Source organism: Rhizobium sp. CCGE 510 (genome assembly GCF_000292525.1).
Taxonomy (GTDB): domain Bacteria; phylum Pseudomonadota; class Alphaproteobacteria; order Rhizobiales; family Rhizobiaceae; genus Rhizobium.
In genome coordinates this window covers 1-23,460 of the sequence record NZ_AEYF01000039.1, presented here as the reverse complement: position 1 = coordinate 23,460, position 23,460 = coordinate 1, and the positions used below count along the sequence as shown (strand labels likewise).

24 protein-coding genes are annotated in these 23,460 nt (G+C 61.4%); 9 read left to right on the top strand and 15 right to left on the bottom strand.

Going from position 1 to position 23,460, the window contains the following annotated elements:
* Window positions 1–41 precede the first annotated feature (41 nt).
* On the bottom strand, window positions 42–776 hold the full coding sequence (locus RCCGE510_RS17450; protein ID WP_007632058.1) for a response regulator transcription factor: 735 nt from the start codon (window positions 774–776) through the stop codon (window positions 42–44).
* 336 nt (window positions 777–1,112) lie between these two features.
* Here RCCGE510_RS17450 and RCCGE510_RS17445 point away from each other — a divergent pair, with 336 nt between their 5' ends.
* From RCCGE510_RS17445 to RCCGE510_RS17435, 3 genes are all read left to right on the top strand, one after another.
* Entirely contained in the window at window positions 1,113–2,723 is a 1,611-nt protein-coding gene (locus tag RCCGE510_RS17445; RefSeq protein ID WP_007632056.1) for a phosphoenolpyruvate carboxykinase, read from the top strand.
* A 111-nt stretch (window positions 2,724–2,834) separates the two neighbouring features.
* Window positions 2,835–3,278, top strand: coding sequence for an alternative ribosome rescue aminoacyl-tRNA hydrolase ArfB (arfB, locus tag RCCGE510_RS17440; RefSeq protein WP_007632054.1), 444 nt, complete (start codon window positions 2,835–2,837; stop codon window positions 3,276–3,278).
* Window position 3,279: 1 nt separating this feature from the next.
* Entirely contained in the window at window positions 3,280–3,897 is a 618-nt protein-coding gene (locus RCCGE510_RS17435) for an alpha-ketoglutarate-dependent dioxygenase AlkB (protein WP_007632053.1), read from the top strand.
* Window positions 3,898–3,918: 21 nt separating this feature from the next.
* Here RCCGE510_RS17435 and coaA read toward each other — a convergent pair whose 3' ends face one another.
* From coaA to hisB, 9 genes are read right to left on the bottom strand one after another with little or no spacing between them, the layout of a single operon-like run.
* Window positions 3,919–4,914: a type I pantothenate kinase gene (gene coaA / locus RCCGE510_RS17430; RefSeq protein WP_007632052.1), complete on the bottom strand. Its 996-nt coding sequence runs from the start codon at window positions 4,912–4,914 to the stop codon at window positions 3,919–3,921.
* On the bottom strand, window positions 4,911–5,234 hold the full coding sequence (locus RCCGE510_RS17425; RefSeq protein WP_007632051.1) for a phosphoribosyl-ATP diphosphatase: 324 nt from the start codon (window positions 5,232–5,234) through the stop codon (window positions 4,911–4,913). The genes coaA and RCCGE510_RS17425 overlap by 4 nt, the downstream gene beginning before the upstream one ends.
* Window positions 5,235–5,251: 17 nt before the next feature.
* Entirely contained in the window at window positions 5,252–6,040 is a 789-nt protein-coding gene (gene hisF / locus RCCGE510_RS17420; RefSeq protein ID WP_007632050.1) for an imidazole glycerol phosphate synthase subunit HisF, read from the bottom strand.
* Window positions 6,041–6,787 (bottom strand): 1-(5-phosphoribosyl)-5-[(5-phosphoribosylamino)methylideneamino]imidazole-4-carboxamide isomerase, encoded by a 747-nt coding sequence (gene hisA / locus RCCGE510_RS17415; RefSeq protein WP_007632049.1) that lies wholly within the window; start codon window positions 6,785–6,787, stop codon window positions 6,041–6,043.
* 6 nt (window positions 6,788–6,793) lie between these two features.
* Window positions 6,794–7,351 (bottom strand): hypothetical protein, encoded by a 558-nt coding sequence (locus RCCGE510_RS17410; protein ID WP_007632048.1) that lies wholly within the window; start codon window positions 7,349–7,351, stop codon window positions 6,794–6,796.
* A complete protein-coding gene (locus RCCGE510_RS17405) occupies window positions 7,348–7,530 on the bottom strand; it encodes a hypothetical protein (protein ID WP_037079141.1) in 183 nt (60 codons plus the stop codon). The genes RCCGE510_RS17410 and RCCGE510_RS17405 overlap by 4 nt, the downstream gene beginning before the upstream one ends.
* A 52-nt stretch (window positions 7,531–7,582) precedes the next feature.
* Window positions 7,583–8,233, bottom strand: a complete 651-nt coding sequence (hisH, locus tag RCCGE510_RS17400; RefSeq protein WP_007632046.1) for an imidazole glycerol phosphate synthase subunit HisH — start codon at window positions 8,231–8,233, stop codon at window positions 7,583–7,585.
* A 2-nt stretch (window positions 8,234–8,235) separates the two neighbouring features.
* On the bottom strand, window positions 8,236–8,721 hold the full coding sequence (locus RCCGE510_RS17395; RefSeq protein WP_007632045.1) for a DUF2628 domain-containing protein: 486 nt from the start codon (window positions 8,719–8,721) through the stop codon (window positions 8,236–8,238).
* 21 nt (window positions 8,722–8,742) lie between these two features.
* A complete protein-coding gene (gene hisB, locus RCCGE510_RS17390) occupies window positions 8,743–9,351 on the bottom strand; it encodes an imidazoleglycerol-phosphate dehydratase HisB (RefSeq protein WP_007632044.1) in 609 nt (202 codons plus the stop codon).
* 176 nt (window positions 9,352–9,527) lie between these two features.
* Between hisB and hslV the strand changes: the two genes are divergently transcribed.
* The 5 genes from hslV (at window position 9,528) to RCCGE510_RS17365 (ending at window position 16,308) form a co-directional block, all read left to right on the top strand.
* Window positions 9,528–10,055 (top strand): ATP-dependent protease subunit HslV, encoded by a 528-nt coding sequence (gene hslV / locus RCCGE510_RS17385; RefSeq protein ID WP_007632043.1) that lies wholly within the window; start codon window positions 9,528–9,530, stop codon window positions 10,053–10,055.
* Between the two features lie 91 nt (window positions 10,056–10,146).
* A complete protein-coding gene (gene hslU / locus RCCGE510_RS17380) occupies window positions 10,147–11,454 on the top strand; it encodes an ATP-dependent protease ATPase subunit HslU (RefSeq protein WP_007632042.1) in 1,308 nt (435 codons plus the stop codon).
* 190 nt (window positions 11,455–11,644) lie between these two features.
* Window positions 11,645–12,592, top strand: a complete 948-nt coding sequence (locus RCCGE510_RS17375; protein ID WP_007632041.1) for a DUF1402 family protein — start codon at window positions 11,645–11,647, stop codon at window positions 12,590–12,592.
* Between the two features lie 47 nt (window positions 12,593–12,639).
* Window positions 12,640–14,052 carry a cytochrome P450 gene (locus tag RCCGE510_RS17370; RefSeq protein ID WP_007632040.1) on the top strand — a complete coding sequence of 471 codons (1,413 nt, stop codon included), beginning with the start codon at window positions 12,640–12,642 and terminating at the stop codon, window positions 14,050–14,052.
* Window positions 14,053–14,136: 84 nt separating this feature from the next.
* Window positions 14,137–16,308, top strand: a complete 2,172-nt coding sequence (locus RCCGE510_RS17365; protein WP_007632038.1) for a malate synthase G — start codon at window positions 14,137–14,139, stop codon at window positions 16,306–16,308.
* A gap of 77 nt (window positions 16,309–16,385) precedes the next feature.
* Here the strand turns inward: RCCGE510_RS17365 and RCCGE510_RS17360 are convergent, their stop codons facing one another.
* On the bottom strand, window positions 16,386–17,069 hold the full coding sequence (locus RCCGE510_RS17360) for a L,D-transpeptidase (RefSeq protein WP_007632025.1): 684 nt from the start codon (window positions 17,067–17,069) through the stop codon (window positions 16,386–16,388).
* Between the two features lie 179 nt (window positions 17,070–17,248).
* On the opposite strand from RCCGE510_RS17360, the gene RCCGE510_RS17355 reads away from it, so the two are divergent.
* On the top strand, window positions 17,249–17,743 hold the full coding sequence (locus RCCGE510_RS17355) for an MmcB family DNA repair protein (RefSeq protein WP_007632022.1): 495 nt from the start codon (window positions 17,249–17,251) through the stop codon (window positions 17,741–17,743).
* 55 nt (window positions 17,744–17,798) lie between these two features.
* Here RCCGE510_RS17355 and RCCGE510_RS17350 read toward each other — a convergent pair whose 3' ends face one another.
* From RCCGE510_RS17350 to RCCGE510_RS17335, 4 genes are all read right to left on the bottom strand, one after another.
* Entirely contained in the window at window positions 17,799–18,377 is a 579-nt protein-coding gene (locus tag RCCGE510_RS17350; protein WP_007632021.1) for an ActR/PrrA/RegA family redox response regulator transcription factor, read from the bottom strand.
* Window positions 18,378–18,445: 68 nt separating this feature from the next.
* Complete coding sequence (locus tag RCCGE510_RS17345) at window positions 18,446–19,774, bottom strand: ActS/PrrB/RegB family redox-sensitive histidine kinase (RefSeq protein ID WP_007632020.1); 1,329 nt, start codon at window positions 19,772–19,774, stop codon at window positions 18,446–18,448.
* Between the two features lie 23 nt (window positions 19,775–19,797).
* Window positions 19,798–22,263 carry an ATP-dependent helicase HrpB gene (gene hrpB, locus RCCGE510_RS17340; RefSeq protein ID WP_007632018.1) on the bottom strand — a complete coding sequence of 822 codons (2,466 nt, stop codon included), beginning with the start codon at window positions 22,261–22,263 and terminating at the stop codon, window positions 19,798–19,800.
* Window positions 22,260–23,207 carry an ornithine cyclodeaminase family protein gene (locus tag RCCGE510_RS17335; protein ID WP_007632016.1) on the bottom strand — a complete coding sequence of 316 codons (948 nt, stop codon included), beginning with the start codon at window positions 23,205–23,207 and terminating at the stop codon, window positions 22,260–22,262. The genes hrpB and RCCGE510_RS17335 overlap by 4 nt, the downstream gene beginning before the upstream one ends.
* Between the last annotated feature and the right edge of the window lie 253 nt (window positions 23,208–23,460).

Here is a 23,460-nt window from a genome sequence, read left to right as displayed (position 1 = left end):
TCTATCTAGGCAATTATGCAGTCGCGCTGCGCCGCGTGGGCTCAGGCCGCTTCGCGGAAGCGGTATCCCACTCCGTAGAGCGTTTCAATCATATCAAAGTCGTTGTCGACCATCTTGAATTTCTTCCGCAGCCGCTTGATGTGGCTGTCGATGGTCCGGTCGTCGACATAGACCTGTTCGTCATAGGCCGCATCCATCAGCGCGTCGCGGCTTTTGACGACGCCGGGGCGCTGCGCCAGCGAATGCAGGATCAGGAATTCGGTCACCGTAAGCGTCACGGCTTCACCCTTCCAGGTGCAGGTATGGCGTTCCTGGTCCATGACCAACTGCCCGCGCTCCAGCGAGCGGGCCTGCTGCACAGCGCCGTTCTTCGGCGCCCCGGCGGGGCTGGTGCCGGCGGCTGCCGCTTCACGGCTTGAGGCGCGGCGCAATACGGCGCGGACGCGCTCGACCAGCAGGCGCTGCGAAAAAGGCTTGGTGATGAAATCGTCGGCGCCCATCTTCAGGCCGAAGAGCTCATCGATCTCCTCATCCTTGGAGGTGAGGAAGATGACCGGAATATCCGACTTCTGCCGCAGACGGCGCAGCAATTCCATGCCGTCCATGCGCGGCATCTTGATGTCGAAGATCGCCAGCTGCGGTGGCCGCGCCAGAAGGCCGTCGAGCGCCGAAGCACCATCCGTATAAGTCTCGACCTTGTATCCTTCGGCCTCCAGTGCGATCGACACCGAGGTGAGGATGTTGCGGTCGTCATCAACGAGCGCGATTGTCGGCATGGTGTTGGTCTCCGTCATCAGTGCGCAATCTCCCGGATTTGCTCTCCCCAGGCGGTCTCAGTGACCGGATGCGCTTATGGAGGATAAAGGTGGAACAAATTGTGGCAAAGATAAAGGGAAAGATTGTCGCAAAATTCGCCGGCAATCTTGAGTAGTGCGGCCAAATGTTTCAACGCGGTCTTTTAAAACGATTTAAAATGGAAGCAATAAATTTAAATCGATTAAATATCTGATATTACTACATTTTATCAAATTTAGCGTCTTGTGTTTTAAAAATCCTGCCCGTATTTTCGCGCTTAGTTTAACGGCACCAAGCCTGAGCGAAGGGAATTGGCCATGGAAATGTTCGGAGTTCATAACCCGGCAACAGAGCTGGCAATGGTTGGATTGGGCGGCGCAGCCAGCGTTCGCTACAACTTTTCCGCCGCCGCGCTCTATGAAGAAGCGATCCGCCGGGGCGAAGCCGAACTGACTGCTCAGGGTGCGCTGCGGGCTATCACCGGCCAGCACACCGGCCGTTCGCCGCGCGACAAGTTCGTCGTTCGCGACAGCAATACCGATGGCGAAATCTGGTGGGACAACAACAAGCCGCTCTCGCCGGAACATTTCGCGCTGCTGCGTGAGGATATGCTCGCGCACGCCGCCGGCAAGGACCTGTTCGTCCAGGATCTCGTCGGCGGTGCCGAGGAAGGCCATGCTCTGCCGACAAGGGTCGTCACTGAGTTTGCCTGGCATTCGCTGTTCATCCGCAATCTGCTGATCCGCCCCGACGCCGCAGCGCTGCCCAGCTTCGCGCCGAAGCTGACGATCATCGATCTGCCGAGTTTCAAGGCCGATCCAGCCCGCCACGGCTGCCGTTCGGAAACGGTGATCGCCTGCGACCTGACCAACGGTCTCGTTCTGATCGGCGGCACCTCCTATGCCGGCGAAATGAAGAAATCGGTGTTCACCGTGCTCAACTACCTGCTGCCGGCCAAGGGTGTGATGCCGATGCACTGCTCGGCCAATGTTGGACCGGACGGTGACGCGGCGGTGTTCTTCGGCCTTTCCGGCACCGGCAAGACGACGCTTTCGGCCGATCCGGCCCGCACATTGATCGGCGATGACGAACACGGCTGGAGCGAAAACGGCATCTTCAACTTCGAAGGCGGCTGCTACGCCAAGACCATCCGTCTGTCGGCCGAGGCTGAGCCGGAAATCTATGCGACGACCCAGCGCTTCGGCACCGTGCTCGAAAACGTGGTTCTGAACGAAGGCCGCGAGCCGGATTTCAATGACGGCTCGCTGACCGAGAACACCCGTTGTGCCTATCCGATGGATTTCATCCCGAACGCTTCGGAAACCGGCCGGGCCGGGCATCCGAAGACGATCATCATGCTGACCGCCGATGCCTTCGGCGTCATGCCGCCGATCGCCCGATTGACGCCTGATCAGGCGATGTATCACTTCCTCTCCGGTTACACCGCCAAGGTGGCCGGCACCGAAAAGGGTGTGGTCGAACCGGAAGCGACCTTCTCCACCTGCTTCGGCGCTCCGTTCATGCCGCGGCATCCGGCCGAATACGGCAATCTGCTCAAGGAGCTGATCGGCCGCCACGGCGTCCAGTGCTGGCTGGTCAATACCGGCTGGACCGGCGGCGCTTACGGCACCGGCAAGCGCATGCCGATCAAGGCGACGCGCGCGCTTCTCGCCGCGGCTCTCACCGGCGAACTCGGCCAGGTCGAATTCCGTGCGGATACCAACTTCGGCTTCGCCGTGCCGGTCTCCGTCAATGGCGTCGACGGCAGCATTCTCGATCCGCGCTCGACCTGGGCCGACAAATTGGCCTATGACGTGCAAGCCGAAAAGCTGGTCTCGATGTTCATCGCCAACTTCGCCAAGTTCGAGGGTCACGTCGACGGCGGCGTCCGCGATGCGGCCCCGGGCGTAAAGGTCGCTGCCGAATAAGAACAACAAAATTCTTTGACTCACGTGAAACCCGGCATCGCAGGATTGCCGGGTTTTCTTTGATTGTGGCCGATATTTTCAATTCGCCGCCAATGTGAGATAGAACGCCGCATGGCCAGCGACGCACTTTATATCGACGACAGAATCACCATCGCCGGATGGGAGCTGACGGAACAGTTCGTTCTGGCGGGCGGTCCCGGCGGGCAAAATGTCAACAAGGTCTCGACCGCGGTCCAGCTGTTCTTCAACATCCCGAATTCGCCGGCCCTCAATGATCGTGTCAAAACCAATGCGGTCAAGCTCGCCGGCCGCCGCCTGTCGAAGGAAGGCGTGCTGATGATCGAGGCAAGCCGGTTTCGCAGCCAGGACCGCAATAGAGAGGATGCGCGCGACCGGCTGAAGGAACTGATTCTGGAGGCCGCCAAGCCGCCGCCGCCGCCGCGCAAAAAGACCAGGCCGACCAAGGGTTCGGTCGAGCGCCGCCTGAAGGAAAAATCCGGCCGCTCGGAAGTCAAGAAAATGCGCGGCCGCCCTGGTGGCAGCGGAGGCGAATGACATGCCAGGGCTCTTGAGCGGCATTCGCCATCTCCCCGGCTACCTCGACCGGCCGCGTCAGGAGGCATTGGTCGAGGTGATCCGCACTATTGTCACTGAGGCGCCGCTTTATGTGCCCGTCATGCCCGGGACCGGCAAGCCGATGTCGGTGCGCATGACCAATTGCGGGCCGCTCGGCTGGGTGACCGACAAGGAGCGAGGCTATCGCTACCAGCCGATGCATCCGGCAACCGGTAAACCCTGGCCTGACATGCCGCAGGAATTGCTTGATATCTGGAATGATGTTGCCGGTTACGACAATCCGCCGGAAGCCTGCCTGGTGAATTTCTACGCCGATGAAGCGCGCATGGGCCTGCATCAGGACAAGGACGAGAGGGATTTGCAGGCGCCCGTCGTCTCGATCTCGCTCGGCAATAGCTGCCTCTTCCGCGTCGGCGGCCTCAACCGCAATGATCCTACGCTATCCTTCAAGCTTTCGAGCGGCGATCTGGTCGTTTTGGGCGGCGAGGGGAGGCTTTGTTTCCACGGCGTCGACCGCATTCATCCGGCGACCTCGACGCTGCTGAAGAATGGCGGGCGCATCAATCTGACACTGCGGCGCGTCAATCCCTCGAACTGATAATCAGCAAAGGATCGCCTGCTATAGTTTCCGCAGCGCGACCTGCTCGATCAGATGATCCTTGCCCTTTTTCAGGATGAGATCGGCACGCGGCCGCGTCGGCAGGATGTTCTGCCGCAGGTTTTTCAGGTTGATGTTCGCCCAGAGATCTCCGGCAATTTCGAGCGCTTCCGCGTCGCTGATCGAGGCATAGCGATGGAAATAGGAATTCGGATCGCGGAAGGCAGTTTCACGCAGTCGCATGAAACGTGTGACGTACCAGTTGTGGATCTGGTCTTCCGCAGCATCGATATAGATCGAGAAGTCGAAGAAGTCGGAGACCATCGGCACGATCTTGCCGCCCGCAGGCAGGTCGCGCGATTGCAGCACGTTGATCCCCTCGAAGATCAGAATGTCGGGCCGGTCGACGATCTTGTATTCGTCCGGCAGCACGTCGTAGACGAGGTGCGAATAGCTGGGCGCCTTCACATCCGGCTGCCCGGCCTTGATCGCCGAGAGAAAGCGCAGGATCGCCGCCGTGTCGTAACTCTCCGGAAAACCCTTGCGCTGCATCAGCTTTCGCCGCTGCAGCACGGCGTTCGGATGGAGAAAGCCGTCGGTGGTGACGAGATCGACCTTCGGGCTGGAAGGCCAGCGCCCCAGGAGCTCCTTCAGCACACGGGCCGTCGTCGATTTTCCGACAGCGACCGAGCCGGCGATGCCGATGACGAAGGGCGTCTTCGTCACATCCGACAGGCTGAGGAAGCGGTTGCGCTGTTCGAACAGCATCTGCGAGGATTCGACATGCGCCGACAACAGCCGCGACAGCGACAGGTAGATCCGCCGGACCTCGTCAAGATCGATTGGGTCGCCCATCGAACGCAGCCGCTTGACCTCGTCGCTGGTCAGCGTCAGCGGCGTGTCGGCGCGGAACTTCGCCCATTGTTCGGAAGAGAAGAAGTGATAGGGCGAATAGGAGTCCGACTGGAAGTGATCCAACGTTTCCGGCACCCCGATAATCTCAGTCGCGATACTCATGAACTCTGCCGGCCGGCCTTTTCCTTGAGGCCGGACTGCGCGGTTCTGCGCTCGAGTTCGGCCATGACATTCTCTAACGGTATTTCAGCAATCTTCAATACGACCAAAAGGTGATAGAGCACATCGGCGGCTTCATAGGTCAGGTTGTCGCGATCGCCGGTCACCGCCGCCATCACGGCCTCGATCGCCTCTTCGCCGAGCTTCTTTGCCGCTTTCGGCTGGCCGGCGGCCACCAGCTTCGCTGTCCAGGATTGCTCCGGTGAGGCGTTCGACCGCTCTGCGACGATGCTTTCGAGATCGGAAAGAGAAAATCCGCTCATATGTCCGCTTTCAAGGTTCAGTCGAGACGCATGTCGATGCCGCACTTCGACATATAGTGCTTCGCCTCGCCGACGGTATAGGTGCCGAAGTGGAAGATCGAGGCGGCGAGCACCGCATTGGCATGGCCCTCCTTGACGCCGGCGACGAGATCGTCGAGGTCGCCGACGCCGCCCGACGCGATGACCGGCACACGCACGGCATCGGCGATCGCCCGCGTCAGTTCCAGGTCATAGCCGACCTTGGTGCCGTCGCGGTCCATCGAAGTGACCAGCAGCTCGCCGGCGCCGCGCTCTACCATCTTTTGGGCGAATTCGACGGCATCGAGGCCGGTCGCGTTGCGGCCGCCATGCGTGTAGATTTCCCAGGCGCTGAGATTGTCGCCACCGACCATCTGCGTCCGCCGGCGCTTGGCGTCGATCGAGACGACGATGCATTGGTCGCCGAACTTGTCGGCGGCTTCGGCGACGAAGTCGGGATTGCTGACCGCTGCCGAATTGATAGAGACCTTGTCGGCGCCGCACAGCAACAGCTTGCGGATATCGGCGATGGTGCGCACCCCGCCGCCGACCGTCAGCGGCATGAAGCATTGGTCGGCCGTGCGCGACACGACGTCAAAGATCGTCTCGCGATTGTCCGAGGAGGCAGTGATGTCGAGAAAGCAAAGTTCGTCGGCGCCGGCCGCATCATAGGCCTTCGCCGCTTCGACGGGATCGCCGGCATCGACGAGATTGAGAAAGTTGACGCCCTTGACGACGCGGCCGTCCTTGACGTCGAGGCAGGGAATGACACGGGCTTTAAGGGTCATTTACGCGGTCTCCTTTGCCCTGTTCGCCTGGATCAGCGCCAGTGCTTGCCTGGGATCGATACGACCATCATAAAGCGCACGCCCGGAAATCGCCCCTTCCAGCTTCTGCGCATCGGGCTCCAACATGCGTTTGACATCGTCGAGAGAGGCGAGGCCGCCGGAGGCGATGACAGGAATGGAGACGGCGTCGGCAAGTTCCAGCGTCGAGGCCCAGTTGATGCCGGCAAGGATGCCGTCCCGGTCGATATCGGTGTAGATGATCGCGGCGACGCCGGCGCCTTCGAATTTCCTGGCGAGCTCGATGATGCCCAGTTCGGAGGCCTCCGCCCAGCCCTCGACGGCGACCTTGCCGCCCTTGGCGTCGATGCCGACGGCGACATGGCCCGGGAACTTCCGGCAGGCCTCGATGACCAGATCGGGATTTCTGACGGCGACGGTGCCGAGAATGACGCGCCGCAGCCCGCGCGACAGCCAGGCTTCGATATGATCGAGGGTGCGGATGCCGCCGCCGAGCTGCACCGGATTTTTCGTTGCCTTCAGGATCGCCTCGACAGCATCGCCATTAGCCGAATGTCCCGCAAAGGCGCCGTCGAGATCGACCACATGCAGCCATTCGAAACCCTGGTCTTCGAAGGATTTCGCCTGGGCGGCCGGATCGGTGTTGTAGACCGTCGCCTGCTGCATGTCGCCGAGTTTTAGGCGGACGCATTGGCCGCCCTTCAGGTCGATCGCGGGAAAAAGGATCATGTCGTCTTACGTCCGTAGAGTGGTCGGTACCATCAGCGCATTCCACGCATCTACGATATCCGAGTGGAAAAAGACAGCGGCAAAGGTGGCCGCGCCGAAAAGCAGAAGCAGCAGCAGAGCAATGGTAAGGCCGGCCCGGACCTGCCGCCAGAAGCCGAGGCGCCGCTTCATCGATTTTTCGATGTCACGCACCTTTCGCAGCGCATCGTTGTTGACGGCGGCCAGCCGGATCTCCGGTTCCATTGCCTCCACATAGGTTTCGGCATAGCTCGAAAGGATCTGCGAGGCGCGGTCACGCAGCGTGTTGCGCAAGTCGGTCGAGAGATAGTTGCTGGTGACGGCGGCCAGCTCGGCCTCATTGGGCGAACGGCCGGCGTTGCGCTTGCGATGGCTGACAACGAAATCACGCTTCTGTCGCTCGTAGAGGGCGTAGGCAAGCAGGCCGATCAGATCGTCCTCGCCTTCGATATAGAATTCCAGCACGGCTTCTGCGATGTCGCCGGCGTTGATCCCGTTGGCGCGGAGCTGCGAATTCTCGTTGCCGGCCAAGAATTCGTGGGTCATCGGTCCAGCCTTTCTTTCAACGCCTTGGTCGCATTGGAAAGCGCCTTCCTGTGGAGGGCCTCATCGACACGGCGAATGATCGTGCCGCAGGGAAGCTTGATATCAGAAAAGGCAGGCAGGCCCTCTCTGCAAGGCCGCAACGTGTAGATCACCTTGCCTGATTTCCGCGACGCCGGCATCGAACGCACTCCTGTTCCGCCGTTTCCTTAAAGGGGAAATAAGGCGGCGGTATCACGGATTCCAGCGCAGGAAATTGGTGATCAGCGCCAGCCCGAGCTTCTGGCTCTTTTCCGGGTGAAACTGGGCGCCAACCATGTTGTCGCGCCCGACGACGGCGGTCATCGCACCACCGTAGTCAACGGTCGCGATGACGTCGTCGTCGTTTTCGGCGGCAAGCTGGTAAGAGTGCACGAAATAGGCATGCAGTCCCTCCGGGCCGGTCGCGATACCATCAAAGAGTGGATGGTCGCGCTTCAGGTCGAGCGTGTTCCAGCCGATCTGCGGGATCTTCAGTTGAGGATCATCAGGCGTCATCCCGACGACGTCGCCGGCAATCCAGTTAAAGCCGTGCGTCACGGTCTTCTCGAGGCCGCGCGAGGACATCAGCTGCATGCCGACGCAGATGCCGAGGAACGGCCGCGCTTTCTTCTCGACGGCCTCGATCAACACCTCGGCCATTCCGGGCACGGCATCGAGGCCGCGCCGGCAATCGGCATAGGCGCCGACACCGGGAAGCACGATACGATCGGCCGCGGCAACATCCTCTGCCCTGTCGGTGAGATCGATATGCGCATCGATGCCTGCCTCGCGCGCGGCCCGCTCGAAAGCCTTGGTCGCCGAGCGAAGGTTACCGGAGCCGTAGTCGATAATCGCGACGCGCATCGTCAGCGTCCTCCATCAAAACCAAAGAGACCAAGCGATGTGGCTTGACCAGGCGGGCGGTTCGGCCGGGTCCTGTTGTCCCAGTCCGGTGTCACTGCATCATCGCTATTCGCGGTCGCCGGCCTGTCCGAAAAATAGACCTGCTCGGCAATGCCGATCGTATCGGCTGCGATCAGCGCGTCTTCGTTCCAGCCTTTGGCGGCCAGCGTGCGGATGCGCAAATTCTGGCCCTCGAGGCCGACCACTACATTCACGCCCAGCATGATGGCCGCTCCCGCCAGCCCGAGACCCGGCTCTTCCATCAGCGCTCCACCGAGGCCCTGCAGCAGAAAGGCCGCGGCCGCAGGCAGCCAAAGCCGATGGGCCAGCAGCCACAGCCATGGGAAGAGGAAGCCGAGCAGCGTGAAGCCGTCGCGGATGGTTCGCGTCTCGTTGACCGCGGCGCTGGTGCTGCCGGGTGGTGTCAGGAAAATATAGCTTGATGTCATGTCGCCGCTCCCTGGAAGGGCTCAGACGAGCGTGCCCTTGGTCGAGGGAACACGGCCCGTCTGTCTCGGATCGATCTCTGTCGCCGTGCGCAATGCGCGGGCGACGGCCTTGAAGCATGTCTCGGCAATATGGTGGTTGTTGGCGCCATAGTGATTGAGAATATGCAAGGTGATGCCGGCGTTCTGGGCGAGCGCCTGGAAGAATTCGCGAACGAGTTCGGTGTCGAACGTGCCAATCTTCGGCGCGCTGAAGGCGACGTTCCAAACGAGGAACGGCCGGCCGGAAAGATCGACGGCGGCCTTGGTCATCGTCTCGTCCATGGCAAGGTCGATCGAAGCGTAGCGCGTGATGCCGCGCCGCTCGCCGAGCGCCTTGGAGATCGCCTGGCCGATGGCGATGCCGGTATCCTCGACCGTGTGGTGGTCGTCGATATGCAGATCGCCCTTGGCCTCGATCTCCATATCGATGAGGGAATGCCGCGAAAGCTGGTCGAGCATATGGTCGAAGAAGCCGACGCCGGTCGAAATCTTCGATTTTCCGGTGCCGTCGAGATTGACGGAGACGGAAATCGACGTTTCGTTGGTCTTGCGGGAAACGCTGCCCGTACGGCTTGCTGCAGTCTCGGCCATATGGCCCTCCATCGGAATAAGGCCGTTCCTTATCAGGCGCATCGGCAAATATCCAGAAGCCGGGCAGGAGAAAAGCCGGCCCATTTGCAAACGGCGCCGGCCCACTTACATAGGGTTCAACAGGGCCAATATGTGGTCTCGCGTAAACGCCCGCGTCGTGGGCAGACAGGTGTTTGATGACAACAATCATTACAGTTCGAAAAGGCGGTAAGGTGGTGATGGCCGGCGACGGCCAGGTGAGCCTCGGCCAGACCGTCATGAAGGGCAATGCCCGCAAGGTGCGCCGTATCGGCAAGGGCGAAGTCATCGCCGGTTTCGCCGGCGCCACTGCCGATGCCTTTACCCTGCTCGAAAGGCTGGAAAAGAAGCTGGAGCAATATCCAGGTCAGCTGATGCGCGCCGCCGTCGAGCTCGCCAAGGACTGGCGCACCGACAAATACCTGCGTAATCTCGAAGCCATGATGCTCGTCGCCGACAAGTCGATCACGCTGGCGATCACCGGCAATGGCGATGTGCTCGAGCCTGAGCATGGCACGACGGCGATCGGCTCTGGCGGCAATTTTGCGCTCGCCGCCGCCCGCGCACTGATGGATACCGACAAATCGGCCGAAGAGATCGCCCGCCGCGCTCTCGATATCGCCGCCGACATCTGCGTCTACACCAACCATAATATCGTGGTGGAATCGCTGGATGTCGAAGGCTGAACCTCGGGGCCTTCCAGCCGCCGCGGCGGCGAACAAAGACGAATTGCGGCCGGGCGCTGATGGTTCCGGACCGCCAGGAGAATGACACGCAATGACGACTTTTTCCCCCCGCGAGATCGTTTCCGAACTCGACCGCTACATTATCGGCCAGCATGATGCCAAACGTGCCGTCGCGATTGCTCTGCGCAACCGCTGGCGTCGTCAGCAGCTCGACCCGAGCTTGCGCGACGAAGTCATGCCGAAGAACATTTTGATGATCGGCCCGACCGGCGTCGGCAAGACCGAGATCTCCCGCCGCCTGGCAAAACTCGCCGGCGCGCCTTTCATCAAGGTGGAAGCGACCAAATTCACCGAAGTCGGCTATGTCGGCCGCGATGTCGAGCAGATCATCCGCGATCTGGTCGAGGTCGGCATCGGCCTGGTGCGTGAGAAGAAACGGACTGAGGTCCAGGCCAAGGCTCATGTCAGCGCCGAGGAGCGAGTTCTCGATGCGCTGGTCGGCACCACCGCGTCGCCCGCCACCCGCGAAAACTTCCGCAAGAAGCTGAGGGACGGCGAACTCGACGACAAGGAAATCGACATTGAGGTGGCCGATGCCGGTTCCGGCATGGGTGGCTTCGAAATACCCGGCATGCCGGGCGCCAATATCGGCGTGCTCAACCTGTCGGAAATGTTCGGCAAGGCAATGGGCGGACGCACCAAGAAGGTCCGCACGACGGTCAAGGCTTCCTATAGCGACCTGATCCGCGATGAATCCGACAAGCTGATCGACAATGAGGTGATCCAGCGCGAGGCCGTTCGCTCCACCGAGAATGACGGTATCGTCTTTCTCGACGAAATCGACAAGATCGCCGCCCGCGACGGCGGCATGGGCGCCGGCGTTTCGCGCGAAGGCGTGCAGCGCGACCTCTTGCCGCTCGTCGAAGGCACCACGGTCTCGACCAAATATGGGCCGGTGAAGACGGACCATATCCTCTTCATCGCCTCCGGCGCCTTCCATGTCTCCAAACCCTCGGATCTTCTGCCGGAACTGCAGGGTCGCCTGCCGATCCGTGTCGAATTGCGTCCGCTGAACAAGGAGGATTTCCGCCGGATCCTGACCGAGACAGAAGCAAGCCTCATCCGCCAGTATCGCGCGTTGATGGAAACCGAAAGCCTGAGCCTCGAATTCACCGACGATGCGATCGACGCGCTTGCCGATGTCGCCGTGCATTTGAACTCCTCCGTCGAGAATATCGGCGCCCGCCGTCTGCAGACGGTGATGGAGCGGGTCCTGGACGAGATCTCCTACAATGCGCCGGATCGGGGCGGCACGGCCGTCACGATCGATGCCGCCTATGTGCGCGAACATGTCGGCGATCTCGCGCAGAATACCGATCTCTCGCGTTTCATTCTGTGATATCGGCGCACCGGTCCGGGTCTTTCCCGATGTGAATACCGGATTGTGACGAACTCCACTCTCGACAGCGGGCCTTTTACTTTTTAGTGAAGGCCCGTTTTGTTTTCCGCTACGGCTTTATTCGGCCAAGATTCTGGTCCAGTCAGCCGCATCGCAAACAGGACGATGGAACCGGACGGGATAGCGGATCGTGCGACGCCTTTTGACAAGCCTTTTGATTGCCGTTGCCCTGGTGAATTCGGCGCCCGCCTTCGCAATGCAGACGGTGCCGGCTGGCAACCGTCATGCCGAGCAGCCCGATATTCCGGGCGCGTCCGTCCGGCGCACCAAGGGAACCAAGAGCAGCTTCGATCTGAAGTATGAGAAGGTCCACGAGCTTCTGGCCACCGATCGCGAGCTGATGGGCAAGATCCGCAAGGTTTCCAGCGCTTACGGCATCAATCCCATCCATGTCGTCGGCGCGATCGTTGGCGAACACACCTATAATGTCGACGCTTACGACCGGCTGCAATCCTATTATGTCAAGGCTGCCTCCTATGCCGGAGAAAGCTTCCGCTTCGCTTATGACGGCGAAAACGTCGACGACTTCGTGGCGCGGCCGCAATTTGCCGAGTGCAAAGGCAAGAGCGATTCCTACACGCTGTGGTCCTGCCGCGAGGATGTCTGGGAAAGCGATTTCCGCGGCAAGACCGTGGGGGGCAAGAGCTTCCCCGACAACCGCTTCAGCGCGGTCTTCTTCCAGCCCTTCTATGCCGGTCAGACCTTCGGCCTCGGCCAGGTCAATCCGTTGACGGCGCTGATGCTCTCCGATCTCGTTGCCCGCGTCTCCGGTTATCCGAAGCTGAACGAGAAGAATGCCGGCGCCGTCTACAAGTCCATCATGGATCCCGATATCTCGCTCGCCTTTGTCGCCGCCTCGATCCGCCGGTCGATCGACGATTACAAGGAGATCGCCGGCATGGACATCTCGGGCAATCCCGGCCTGACCGCGACGCTTTATAATGTCGGCAACTCGCGCCAGCGCGCCGCAGCCCTTGCTGCGAAAAACCGCTCCGCCGGCGCGACCGTCTGGCCCGAGGAGAATTATTACGGCTGGCTGATCAACGACAAGCTGGACGAACTCAAGGGCCTGCTCTAGCTTCACGCCTGACGGGAAGCGTCGATTTTCCCCGAAAGGCTTTTCCGATGGACATGCGTCCGGACCCCTTCGTCCCGCCGGCACCGCTGCCGCGCACCGTGCCGCCGAGCCGGATGGAAATCATCCGCGTCATCCTGCGCAACCCGCTCGAACTCTGGGGCGAGCCGTCTTACACGCTGCCCTGGATCCACACCAATTTCTTTGGCCAGCGGACGCTGATCGTCAATGATCCCGGCCTGATCAAACATGTGCTGGTCGACAATGCCAATAATTACCGCATGTCGGATGTGCGCCAGCTCGTCCTGCGTCCGATCCTGCGCGATGGTCTTCTGACCGCCGAAGGTCCTGTCTGGAAAAGATCACGCAAGGCGGTGGCGCCGGTTTTCACGCCCCGCCATGCCCAAGGCTTCGCCGGGCAGATGTTGCGCCAGTCTGAAGACTATGCCGGCAAATATGAGAGCGCAGGCGAGGCGGGAGCGATTTTCGATATCAGCATCGACATGACCGAGCTGACCTTCGCGATTCTCGCCGACACGTTATTCTCCGGTGAAATCGTCACCTCAAGCGGCAATTTCGCCGATGACGTCAATGATCTCCTACATCGCATGGGCCGCGTCGATCCGATGGATCTGATGCGCGCCCCGTCCTGGGTTCCACGTGTGACACGCATCGGCGGTCAGAAAGTGCTGGAGAAATTCCGCGCTATCGTCCGCAACACGATGGACACGCGGCTGACGAAGATGAAGGCCGATCGCGCCACCGCGCCCGAAGATTTCCTGACCCTGCTGCTGGAACAGGCCGGCCCTGACGGGCTGACGAAGGAGGAAATTGAAGACAATATTCTGACGTTTATCGGCGCCGGGCATGAGACCACAGCACGGGCGTTGGCCTGGACGCTATATTGCGTATCGAACAGCCCGCATATCCGTGAGGCAATGGAAGTAGAAATCGACGCGGTGCTCGCCACTGGCGCCGAACCGGTGGAATGGCTAGATTTGATGCCGCAGACGCGCGCCGCCTTCGAGGAGGCTTTGCGCCTCTATCCGCCGGCACCATCCATCAACCGCGCCGCCATAGCGGCTGATTCCTGGACAAGCCCCAAGGGTGAGCGGGTCGAGATCGAGGCCGATGTCACGGTGCTCGTCATGCCCTGGACGTTACATCGCCACGAACTTCACTGGGATAGGCCGCGCGCCTATATGCCGGAACGCTTCCTGCCGGAAAATCGCGGCTCTATCGGCCGCTTCCAGTTCCTGCCTTTCGGCGCCGGTCCGCGTGTCTGCATCGGCGCAACCTTTGCGCTTCAAGAGGCGGTGATTGCGCTTGCCGTCCTGATGCATCGCTATCGCTTCGATTCCACCGACGAGACCAATCCTTGGCCGGTGCAGAAACTGACGACGCAGCCACAGAATGGGCTTCCGATGCGCGTGACGCCGCGCATAATTTCCACAAAAGCATAAATCTTTCGAATTATTGCGGAATTGACTGTGAATGAAAGCCGGGCAAAGTGGCAGCATTCAAAGTCGTGCCAGGGAGAATGCCGCATGAACCGCATTGATAAGAACGGTCTTGCCGTCGAAGCCGTCCTTCATGATTTCCTCGTCAACGAGGTGCTGCCAGGGCTAGCGGTCGACGCGGACAGGTTCTTTGCCGGTTTTTCGGCGATCGTTCACGATCTCGCCCCTAGGAATCGTGCGCTGCTGGCAAAACGTGACGAGCTGCAGGTCAAGATCGACGACTGGTATCGCCGGCATGGCTCGCCTGCGGATATGGACGAATACCAGTCTTTCCTCCGCGAAATCGGCTATCTCTTGCCTGAGGGTTCGGATTTCCAGGTTTCGACCGAAAACGTCGATCCTGAGATCGCCTCGATCGCCGGCCCGCAGCTGGTCGTTCCGGTCATGAACGCTCGTTATGCGCTCAATGCCGCCAATGCCCGCTGGGGCTCGCTCTATGATGCGCTTTATGGCACGGACGCCATTCCCGAGACCGACGGCGCTGAAAAGGGCAAGGGCTACAATCCGAAGCGCGGCGAGAAGGTCATCGCCTGGGTGCGAGATTTTCTCGATATGTCGGTGCCGCTTCAGGATAGCAGCTGGAAAGATGTCGGCAGTTTTGCCGTCAAGGACGGAGCGCTCGCGATCAGATCGACCGATGGCGAGCAGGCAATGCTTGGAGATGGCGGGCATTTTGCCGGCTATCGCGGCGATGCCGCCGCCCCGACGCATATTCTCCTGAAGAACAACGGCATCCATATCGAGGTCGTCATCGATGCGACGACGGCGATCGGCAAGACCGATCCGGCTCATATCTCCGACGTCTGGCTGGAATCGGCGATCACGACGATTATGGATTGCGAGGATTCGATCGCCGCCGTCGACGCCGAGGACAAGGTCGTCGTCTACCGCAACTGGCTCGGCCTGATGAAGGGCGATCTGCAGGAAGAGGTGGCAAAGGGCGGAACGAGCTTCATCCGCAAGCTCAATCCGGATCTGCAATATACCGGCCCGAACGGCGCCTCGTTCGAGGTGCATCGCCGCTCGCTGATGCTGGTGCGCAATGTCGGCCACCTGATGACCAATCCGGCGATCCTCGACCGCGACGGCATCGAAGTGCCGGAGGGCATCATGGATGCCGTCATTACCGGCCTTATTGCGCTTTATGATATCGGCCCGGCCGGCCGCAGGAAGAATTCCCGCACCGGCTCCATGTATGTGGTCAAGCCGAAGATGCATGGGCCGGAAGAGGTGGCTTTCGCCGTCGAGATCTTCTCGCGGGTCGAAGACGCGCTCGGCCTGGCGCGCAACACCATCAAGATGGGCATCATGGATGAAGAGCGGCGCACCACGATCAATCTCAAGGAATGCATCCGTGCTGCCCGCGAGCGCGTCGTCTTTATCAATACCGGTTTCCTCGACCGCACCGGCGACGAGATCCACACCTCGATGGAAGCGGGCCCGATGATTCGCAAGGGCGACATGCGCCAGGCGGCCTGGATCGCGGCCTATGAAAACTGGAACGTCGATATCGGCCTCGAATGCGGTCTGGCCGGCCATGCCCAGATCGGCAAGGGCATGTGGGCGATGCCGGATCTGATGGCGGCGATGCTGGAGCAGAAGATCGCCCATCCGAAGGCCGGCGCCAACACCGCTTGGGTCCCGTCGCCGACGGCCGCGACCCTGCATGTCACCCATTATCACCGGGTCAATGTCGCCAGGGTTCAGCAGGGGCTGAAGGATCGCGCCCGCGCCAAGCTCTCCGACATTCTCTCGGTGCCGGTTGCGGTGCGGCCGAACTGGACGCCGGAGGAAATCCAGCGCGAACTCGACAACAATGCCCAAGGCATTCTCGGCTACGTCGTGCGCTGGGTCGACCAGGGCGTTGGTTGCTCGAAGGTGCCCGATATCAACAATGTCGGCCTGATGGAGGATCGTGCGACATTGCGCATTTCGGCCCAGCACATGGCGAACTGGCTGCACCACAAGGTCGTTACCGAGGCTCAGATCGTCGAAACGATGCAGCGCATGGCCGCTGTCGTCGACCGGCAGAACGAACAGGATCCCGCCTATCAGCCGATGGCCGGCAATTTCGACGGCTCGATCGCCTTCCAGGCCGCCCTCGATCTCGTCCTGAAGGGCAGGGAGCAGCCGAACGGCTATACCGAGCCGGTGCTTCATCGCCGCCGCCTTGAACTCAAGGCGAAACAGGCCGGTTGAGAGTAGGTATCAGAATACGAAAAGGCCGCCGGAACGACAGTCCGGCGGCCTTTTTTATACCGAATTCGCTATCTACCTTACTGGATAACGACGACCTTGGACGTGCCCTTGCCGGGACGGACGCGGCTATAGAGGTCGATGACGTCCTGGTTCATCAGGCGAATGCAGCCCGAGGAAGCAGCCGTGCCGATCGAAGCCCATTCCGGTGTGCCGTGCAGGCGGAACAGCGTGTCCTTGCCGTCATCGTTGAAGAGATACATGGCGCGTGCGCCGAGCGGATTGCTGAGACCCGGGCCCATGCCGTCTTCGACATACTTGGCGACGTCAGGGCGGCGAGCGGCCATTTCCTTCGGCGGGTGCCAGGTCGGCCATTCCTGCTTCCAGGCGACGTAAGCGGTGCCGGCCCAGGCGAAGCCCTGCTTGCCGACGCCGATGCCGTAGCGCATCGCCTTGCCGTTGGCCAGGATGTAATAGAGGAAGCGCTCGCGCGTGTTGACGATGATCGTACCGGGACGCTCGGTGGTCTCGTAGCTGACGACCTGGCGGCGGAACTGCGGCTTGACCCGGTCGATCGGGATCGCCGGCAGAGAGTATCCGGCATCCTTGGTCACGCCATAGGCGTCATTGAAGATCTGGGCTGTCTGTACCGTCGGGCCTGCGCCCTTGTCGTCGACGGATGCGCTGTCTGATGTCGAGGAGCAACCGGCCAGTGCCAGCGTTGTCAGCAGGCCAAATACCGGGAATGCATTGCGGATGCGCATAGATGACTCTTGAAGTTTTGGGGCAAGGAGAACAGTCTTTCGACCATCGTTGATTATGGTTTATTTTCGATTAACTTGCGCTTTGCAAGGCTACTGCTGCGCGACAAATCCATCTGCGGCGCAAATTAGAAGCGCATGGTTTTTTTGCAACAACGCGCCAGCCCCTGCTAGGGTTATCCATGACGATTTTGAGCGTTTACAATAACAATCCGTTAATCGATGGCCGGCAATCGGACAGAGCCATGATGGTGCGGCGCGGAACGCAGATTTTACTGCATGAAATGCGCCACGCCGTGCTGCCCGAACTGCCGCTCGCCAGCGGCCGCCGTGCGGATTTGATCACTGTTTCGGAAAAGGGCGAGGTCTGGATTATCGAAATCAAGACCTCGATCGAGGATTTCAGGGTGGATCGCAAATGGCCGGAATACAGGCAGCATTGCGACCGGTTGTTCTTCGCGACTCACGAAGGTGTGCCGCTCGACATCTTTCCCGAGGAGTGCGGGCTTTTCCTCTCGGATGGTTATGGCGCTCATATGATTCGCGAGGCGCCGGAACACCGTTTGGCCCCGGCCACGCGAAAATCTGTCACGCTCAATTTCTCACGTGCCGCCGCGCAGAGGCTGATGATGGCCGAATGGGCCAACGGAAAGCCGTATACCGTCGATGATGTCTAAGCATGCCGCACAAAAGCGTGCAGTGATTCTAAATAACGACCACGGCCAGGCTTGTTTATTTCGGCGCCCGTTTGGCAAGGATACGCTGCAGCGTCCGCCGGTGCATGTTGAGCCGGCGCGCCGTTTCCGAGACGTTACGCTCGCACATTTCATAGACCCGCTGGATATGTTCCCAGCGCACCCGGTCGGCCGACATCGGGTTCTCCGGAAGCTCGGCCTTTTCACCCGGCCGCTGCGTCAACGCCGAAAAGACGTCGTCGGCATCCGCGGGCTTTGCCAGGTAATCGACGGCGCCGAGCTTCACGGCGGTGACCGCTGTTGCGATATTGCCGTAGCCGGTCAGCACGATGATCCTGGTATCGTCGCGCCGCTGGCGGATAGCTTCGATGACGTCGAGCCCATTGCCGTCGCCGAGCCGGAGATCGACCACCGCATATTTCGGCGGTCTGCCTCTCGATTTCGCAACCCCTTCCGCCACTGATTCGGCCGTCTCCACCCGGAAGCCGCGCATCTCCATCGCCCGGGCCAGCCGGCGCAGGAACGGCCCATCGTCGTCGACGATCAGCAGGCTGGCATCAGGACCGATATGGTCTTCATCCGCCGCGGCGAAATTTTCGTGATTTTGTTCTGTCATCGTCTTGGTCCTGGCGCTTGAGCGCCCGATCTGCGTCAACCGCTTATATCCTGTTTATGCCGACAAAGTCACTTTGTCGAATTTGCGTCGATCAGCATCCGCGGCCATTCGATCCGGATGCGCGCGCCCGCACTTTCCGGGTCGCGATTCTCGAAAATCAGTGATGCCCCCGAGCGCTCCAGCAGCGTCTTGGCGATGAAAAGCCCGAGGCCGAGCCCGCCCGCCGTATCCTCTTTCTGCCGCTTGGTCATGTAGGGTTCGCCGATCCGCGTCAGGATATCCGGCGCATAGCCGTTGCCGTCATCCTCGATGACGATCAGCACTTTATCGTGATCATGCTCGACTGTGACGATCACTTTCTCCCGCGCATAATCGACGGCGTTTTCGATAAGGTTGCCGAGCCCGTACATGATGCCGGCATTGCGGTCGGTCACCGGTTCGTCCTTGCGCGGGCTCTTTTCGATCAGCTCCAAGATGATGCCGAATTCCCGATGTGGTGCGACTACCTCCTCGATCATCGAGGAAAGCGGCAGCCGGCGCATATGCGCTTCGCCTTCGGAGGACAGTGTCGTCAGCCGCCGCAGGATGTCACGGCAGCGTTCGCTCTGGCTGCGCAGCAGCATCACGTCCTCGCGGAAACGATCGTCGTCCTTGAGTTCCCGCTCCATTTCCTTGGCGACGACGCTGATCGTCGCCAGCGGCGTACCGAGCTCGTGGGCGGCCGCCGCCGCCAGCCCGTCGAGCTGCGAAAGGTGTTTTTCCCGCTGCAGCACCAGTTCGGTCGCAGCCAGCGCATCGGCAAGCTGGCTCGCTTCCAGCGAGACACGGTAGGCATAGAAGGCGGCGAAGGCCATGGTCGAGGCGATCGAGCACCAGACCCCGAACTGCATGACGTTATGGACGTTGATCTCGACACCGTCGAACCAGGGCAGCGGAAAAGGCGAAAAGGCAAGCACCGTGATGCACCCCATCGCAAAGCCGATCAGCGCTGTGCTGTAACGGATCGGCTGCGAGGCAAACGAAATGATGACCGGCACGCAGACCAGCGCTGCGAAAGGGTTGGCGAGGCCGCCGGTGATGAAGAGCAGCGCGCACAGCTGCAGAAGATCGAAGCCGAGCAGCGCAAAGGCGGCCGGCGGTCCCAGCCGGTGGGTCGGCGGATAACGGATCGTCAGGTAGAAATTCACCCAGGCAAGGGCGGCGATCAGCGAAGAGCTGGCAATCAGCGGCAAGGAAAATTTCAGCCAGAAGGCCACGATGAACACCGTCAGCGCCTGTCCGCAGACGGCAAGCCAGCGCAGCCGCACCAGCGTCTGCAGGCGTAGCCTGCGGCTGCTGTACCTGTCCTCCAGCGTGAGGCTTTGCGTCTTGTCAATCGTGCCGGGCGTGTCGATCATGCCGGGGTCTCCTTGGATGGCGCTCATGTACCACGCGGTTTCGCCCGTGTCGTCGGCAACGCCTCTTCCGGCCGCTCCGGCCAGGGATGCCGGGGATAACGTCCGCGCATATCGGCACGCACATCTCTCCACGAGCCGGCCCAGAAGCCCGGCAGGTCGCGGGTCGTCTGGATCGGCCGATGCGCCGGCGAGGTCAGTTCGAGCAGCAGCGGCAGACGGCCGCCGGCAATGGCCGGGTGCTGCTTCAGCCCGAACAGCTCCTGCACGCGGATCGTCAACACCGGCTCCTCGCCCTCATATTGGATCGGGTGCCTCTGGCCGGTCGGCGCTTCGAAATGGGTCGGCGCAAGTCGGCTAAGGTCGCGTTGCACCTCGTGCGGCACCAACGACAGCAGCCCGTTCGACAGCCCGGCTGCGGAAATCTCGGAAAGGCCGCGGGCCTCTGTCTGAAACGGGCCGAACCAATCGTCCAGCCGCGAAAGCAGGGCATCGTCGCCGACATCGGGCCAGGGCTCGCCGATCGTCCTGTGAAGGAATCCGATCCGCTCGCGAAGCTGCACGGCCTCCTTCGAGAAGGCGAGATGATCGAGCCCCAGCTCGCGCACGCCCTCCACCAGTGCCTGGGTGACCGCGGCCCCGGAAGGCCGTGGCAAGGGCGTCTCTTCGAAGACAATCGCACCGAGCCGGGTAGCCCGCCGCGCCCGTATCTGTCGGCTTTGCCGGTCGAAAAAGATCTGATCGCCGGTTTTGATCTCGCCGGGCAGCTCGGCGTCGATATCGCCGCGTGTTACCTCGGCTGCCGCCAATACCCGCCCCCGCGCTGCCCGCCCGGTGAGATCGGCGATAACAAGCATCTGGCTGCCGGCCAGCCTCTCGGTTTCCGGTAGCTCCGCGCCCCGACCGTTCGCCATCACGAATCGGCCGCGCCCGCCGCGCTGAAGCGCGATCCGATCCGGGAACGCATGCAGCAGCAGCTGGCCCGCAAGCGCTGGCGCCGTTGCGGTAACGGTGTCGAGGCCGCTCGCCAGCCGCCCCGCCAGTCGCCGTGAGGCCTCTGCTCTTTCGCCGCGCTCAGCCTTGAAGCGTCGCAGCCGCTCCTCGATATCGATGTTCGTTCCGCCCAGGCCCTGTTCGGTCAGAAGCACGGCAATCAATGCCGCATCCCGGGCGTGCCCTGATTCGCCTGCTGAAACGACCATGGCGGCAAGCCGCGGCGGCAAAGCGAGATCGCGCATCACCTTGCCGCGGGCTGTCAGCGCCCCATCCTTGTCGAGCGCGCCGAGCTGGCCAAGCAGCACCCGCGCTTCCCTGAGTGTCGTTTCCGGCGGCTGGTCGACAAAGGCAAGCGATCCTGGATCCTGAACGCCCCAATGGGCGAGATCAAGCACCAGCCCGGAAAGATCGCTCGAAAGGATCTGCGGCGGCGTGAAGGCAGGCAAGCCCGCTGTCTGTCCCTGGTGCCATAGCCTGACGGCGATACCCGGTTCCGTTCGTCCGGCACGGCCCGTCCGCTGATCGGCGGAAGCCCGTGACACGCGCACCGTCTCCAATCGGGTGATCCCGGTCGACGCCTCGAACACCGGCAGACGCTGCAGCCCGCTGTCGATCACGATCCTGACCCCGTCGATGGTGATCGAGGTTTCGGCGATCGATGTCGCCAGTACGATCTTGCGTGTTCCCTTGGAGGCCGGTCGGATTGCCGCATCCTGCTCCTTCTGGCTGAGATTGCCATAGAGCGGCGCAATCAGTGTTTCGGCTCCGAATCGTCCCTGCAGCCGTTCCACCGTCCGGGTGATTTCCGCCTGTCCGGGCAGGAAAGCGAGGATCGAGCCGGCCTCATCGGCATGGGCATCGAGTATCGCCCGCGTGACCGCATCCTCGACGCGCTCGCCGCCCGGCCGATCCCGGTACCGGATATCGATCGGAAAGCTACGCCCCAGACTTTCGATCACAGGCGGATGATCGAGCAGGGCCGCCACACGTTCGACGTCGAGGGTCGCCGACATCACCAGGATACGCAGATCCTCGCGCAGAGCCGATTGGACGTCGAGCGCCAGCGCCAGTCCGAAATCGGCATCGAGCGAACGCTCGTGGAATTCGTCGAAGATGACGACAGAGACGCCCGTCAGTTCCGGATCGTCGAGGATCATCCGGGCGAAAACGCCCTCGGTCACCACCTCGATCCGTGTCGCTGCCGATATCCGGTTGTCGAGGCGCATGCGGTAGCCGACCGTGCCGCCAACCTGTTCGCCGATTAATGACGCCATCCGGCTTGCCGCCGCCCGCGCTGCCAGCCGCCGCGGCTCCAGCAGAATGATCTTGCCATCGCCGCGCCAGGCTTGGTCAAGCAGGTAAAGCGGCACCAGCGTCGTCTTGCCGGCGCCGGGCGGCGCCGAAAGAACGGCGCGTCCCTCGTCAGCCAACGCCGCACCGACGGCCGGCAGGACATGTGAAACCGGAAGTTCCGGCAATGATGCGCTGATCGTCACTTTCGGCCCGTCACTGTCTCATAGGCAAGAATTGCCCCGGCAAGATCCTCGAGCGCTGCGCCGACCGATTTGAACAGCGTGATTTCCTCATCATGGGCTCGCCCGCCATGGGCGCCGCTGACCAGTTCCGCAAGCTCTGCCCTGATGTCGCTTTCCCTAAGCACACCGCTTTTCAGCGGCTGGACGATATCACCCGCCTCGCTGATGGCGCCGGCGCGGGTATCGACATAGACCGAAGCGCGGCGGATCGCCTCGTCGTCGCTTTCGCGCATGCTGGGCTTGAAGGCGCCGACGAGATCGAGATGGGCGCCGGGCTTCAGCCATTCGCCTGATATCAACGGCTCGCTGGAAAGCGTGGAGCAGGAAATGATATCGGCCTTCTGCGCCGCGGCTTCAGCATCTGCGACCGCCTCGGCATCCAGCCCCAGTGCCCGCGCTTCGGCCGCGATCGTTTCAGCAGCTTGTCGGTTGCGGCCCCAGACCCGGTACTTCTTGATGGGCCGGGTCGTGCCGTGGGCAAACATCAGGTTGAGAGACAGCCGACCGGTCCCGCAGACGAGCAGTTCCTCCGCGTCGGCACGGGCGAGATAACGGGCCGCCAGCGCCGATGCCGCCGCCGTCCGCCGCGCAGTCAGTTCGCCGCCGTCGATCGCTGCCAGCATCTCGCCGGTAGCGCCGGAGGAAAGAAGATAGGTTCCGAAGATCGCCGGCAGGCCGCGCCGCATATTGCCAGGGAAGACCGAGACGGTCTTTACCCCGGCATAATGTCCGGGAACCCAGGCAGGCATCAAAAGCAGCGTGGCGCTCTCCTCACCCGGCACGTCCATCTCATGGTGATGGCGCACCGGCATCACGCATTCGCTTTGGAACATGCGGGCAATCGCCTCGATCAGTTCCGGCCAGGGCAGGGCCGCGCGCGTCTGTTCTTCATCGAGGACAAGCATTCTTCACTCCGCCGGATCTTCTATCGTCGCCAAATTAGCGACTGAGGCGCGTTATAGGCAAGCACCTGGAATTCCGCATCAGGCTTCCCATATGGACCTTGTCTCCCTCGCCGAAGCCATTCCTGGGGATTTGGCGAAAACGAATCTCAAAAACCGCCCATTTGGGCGGTCGATTTCGTCGTTTTTGGAAAGCGTCGCTAAAAACCCTTCATTTTCAGCCTGTTACAAAATTGTCAAAAAACTTTTGGGATGG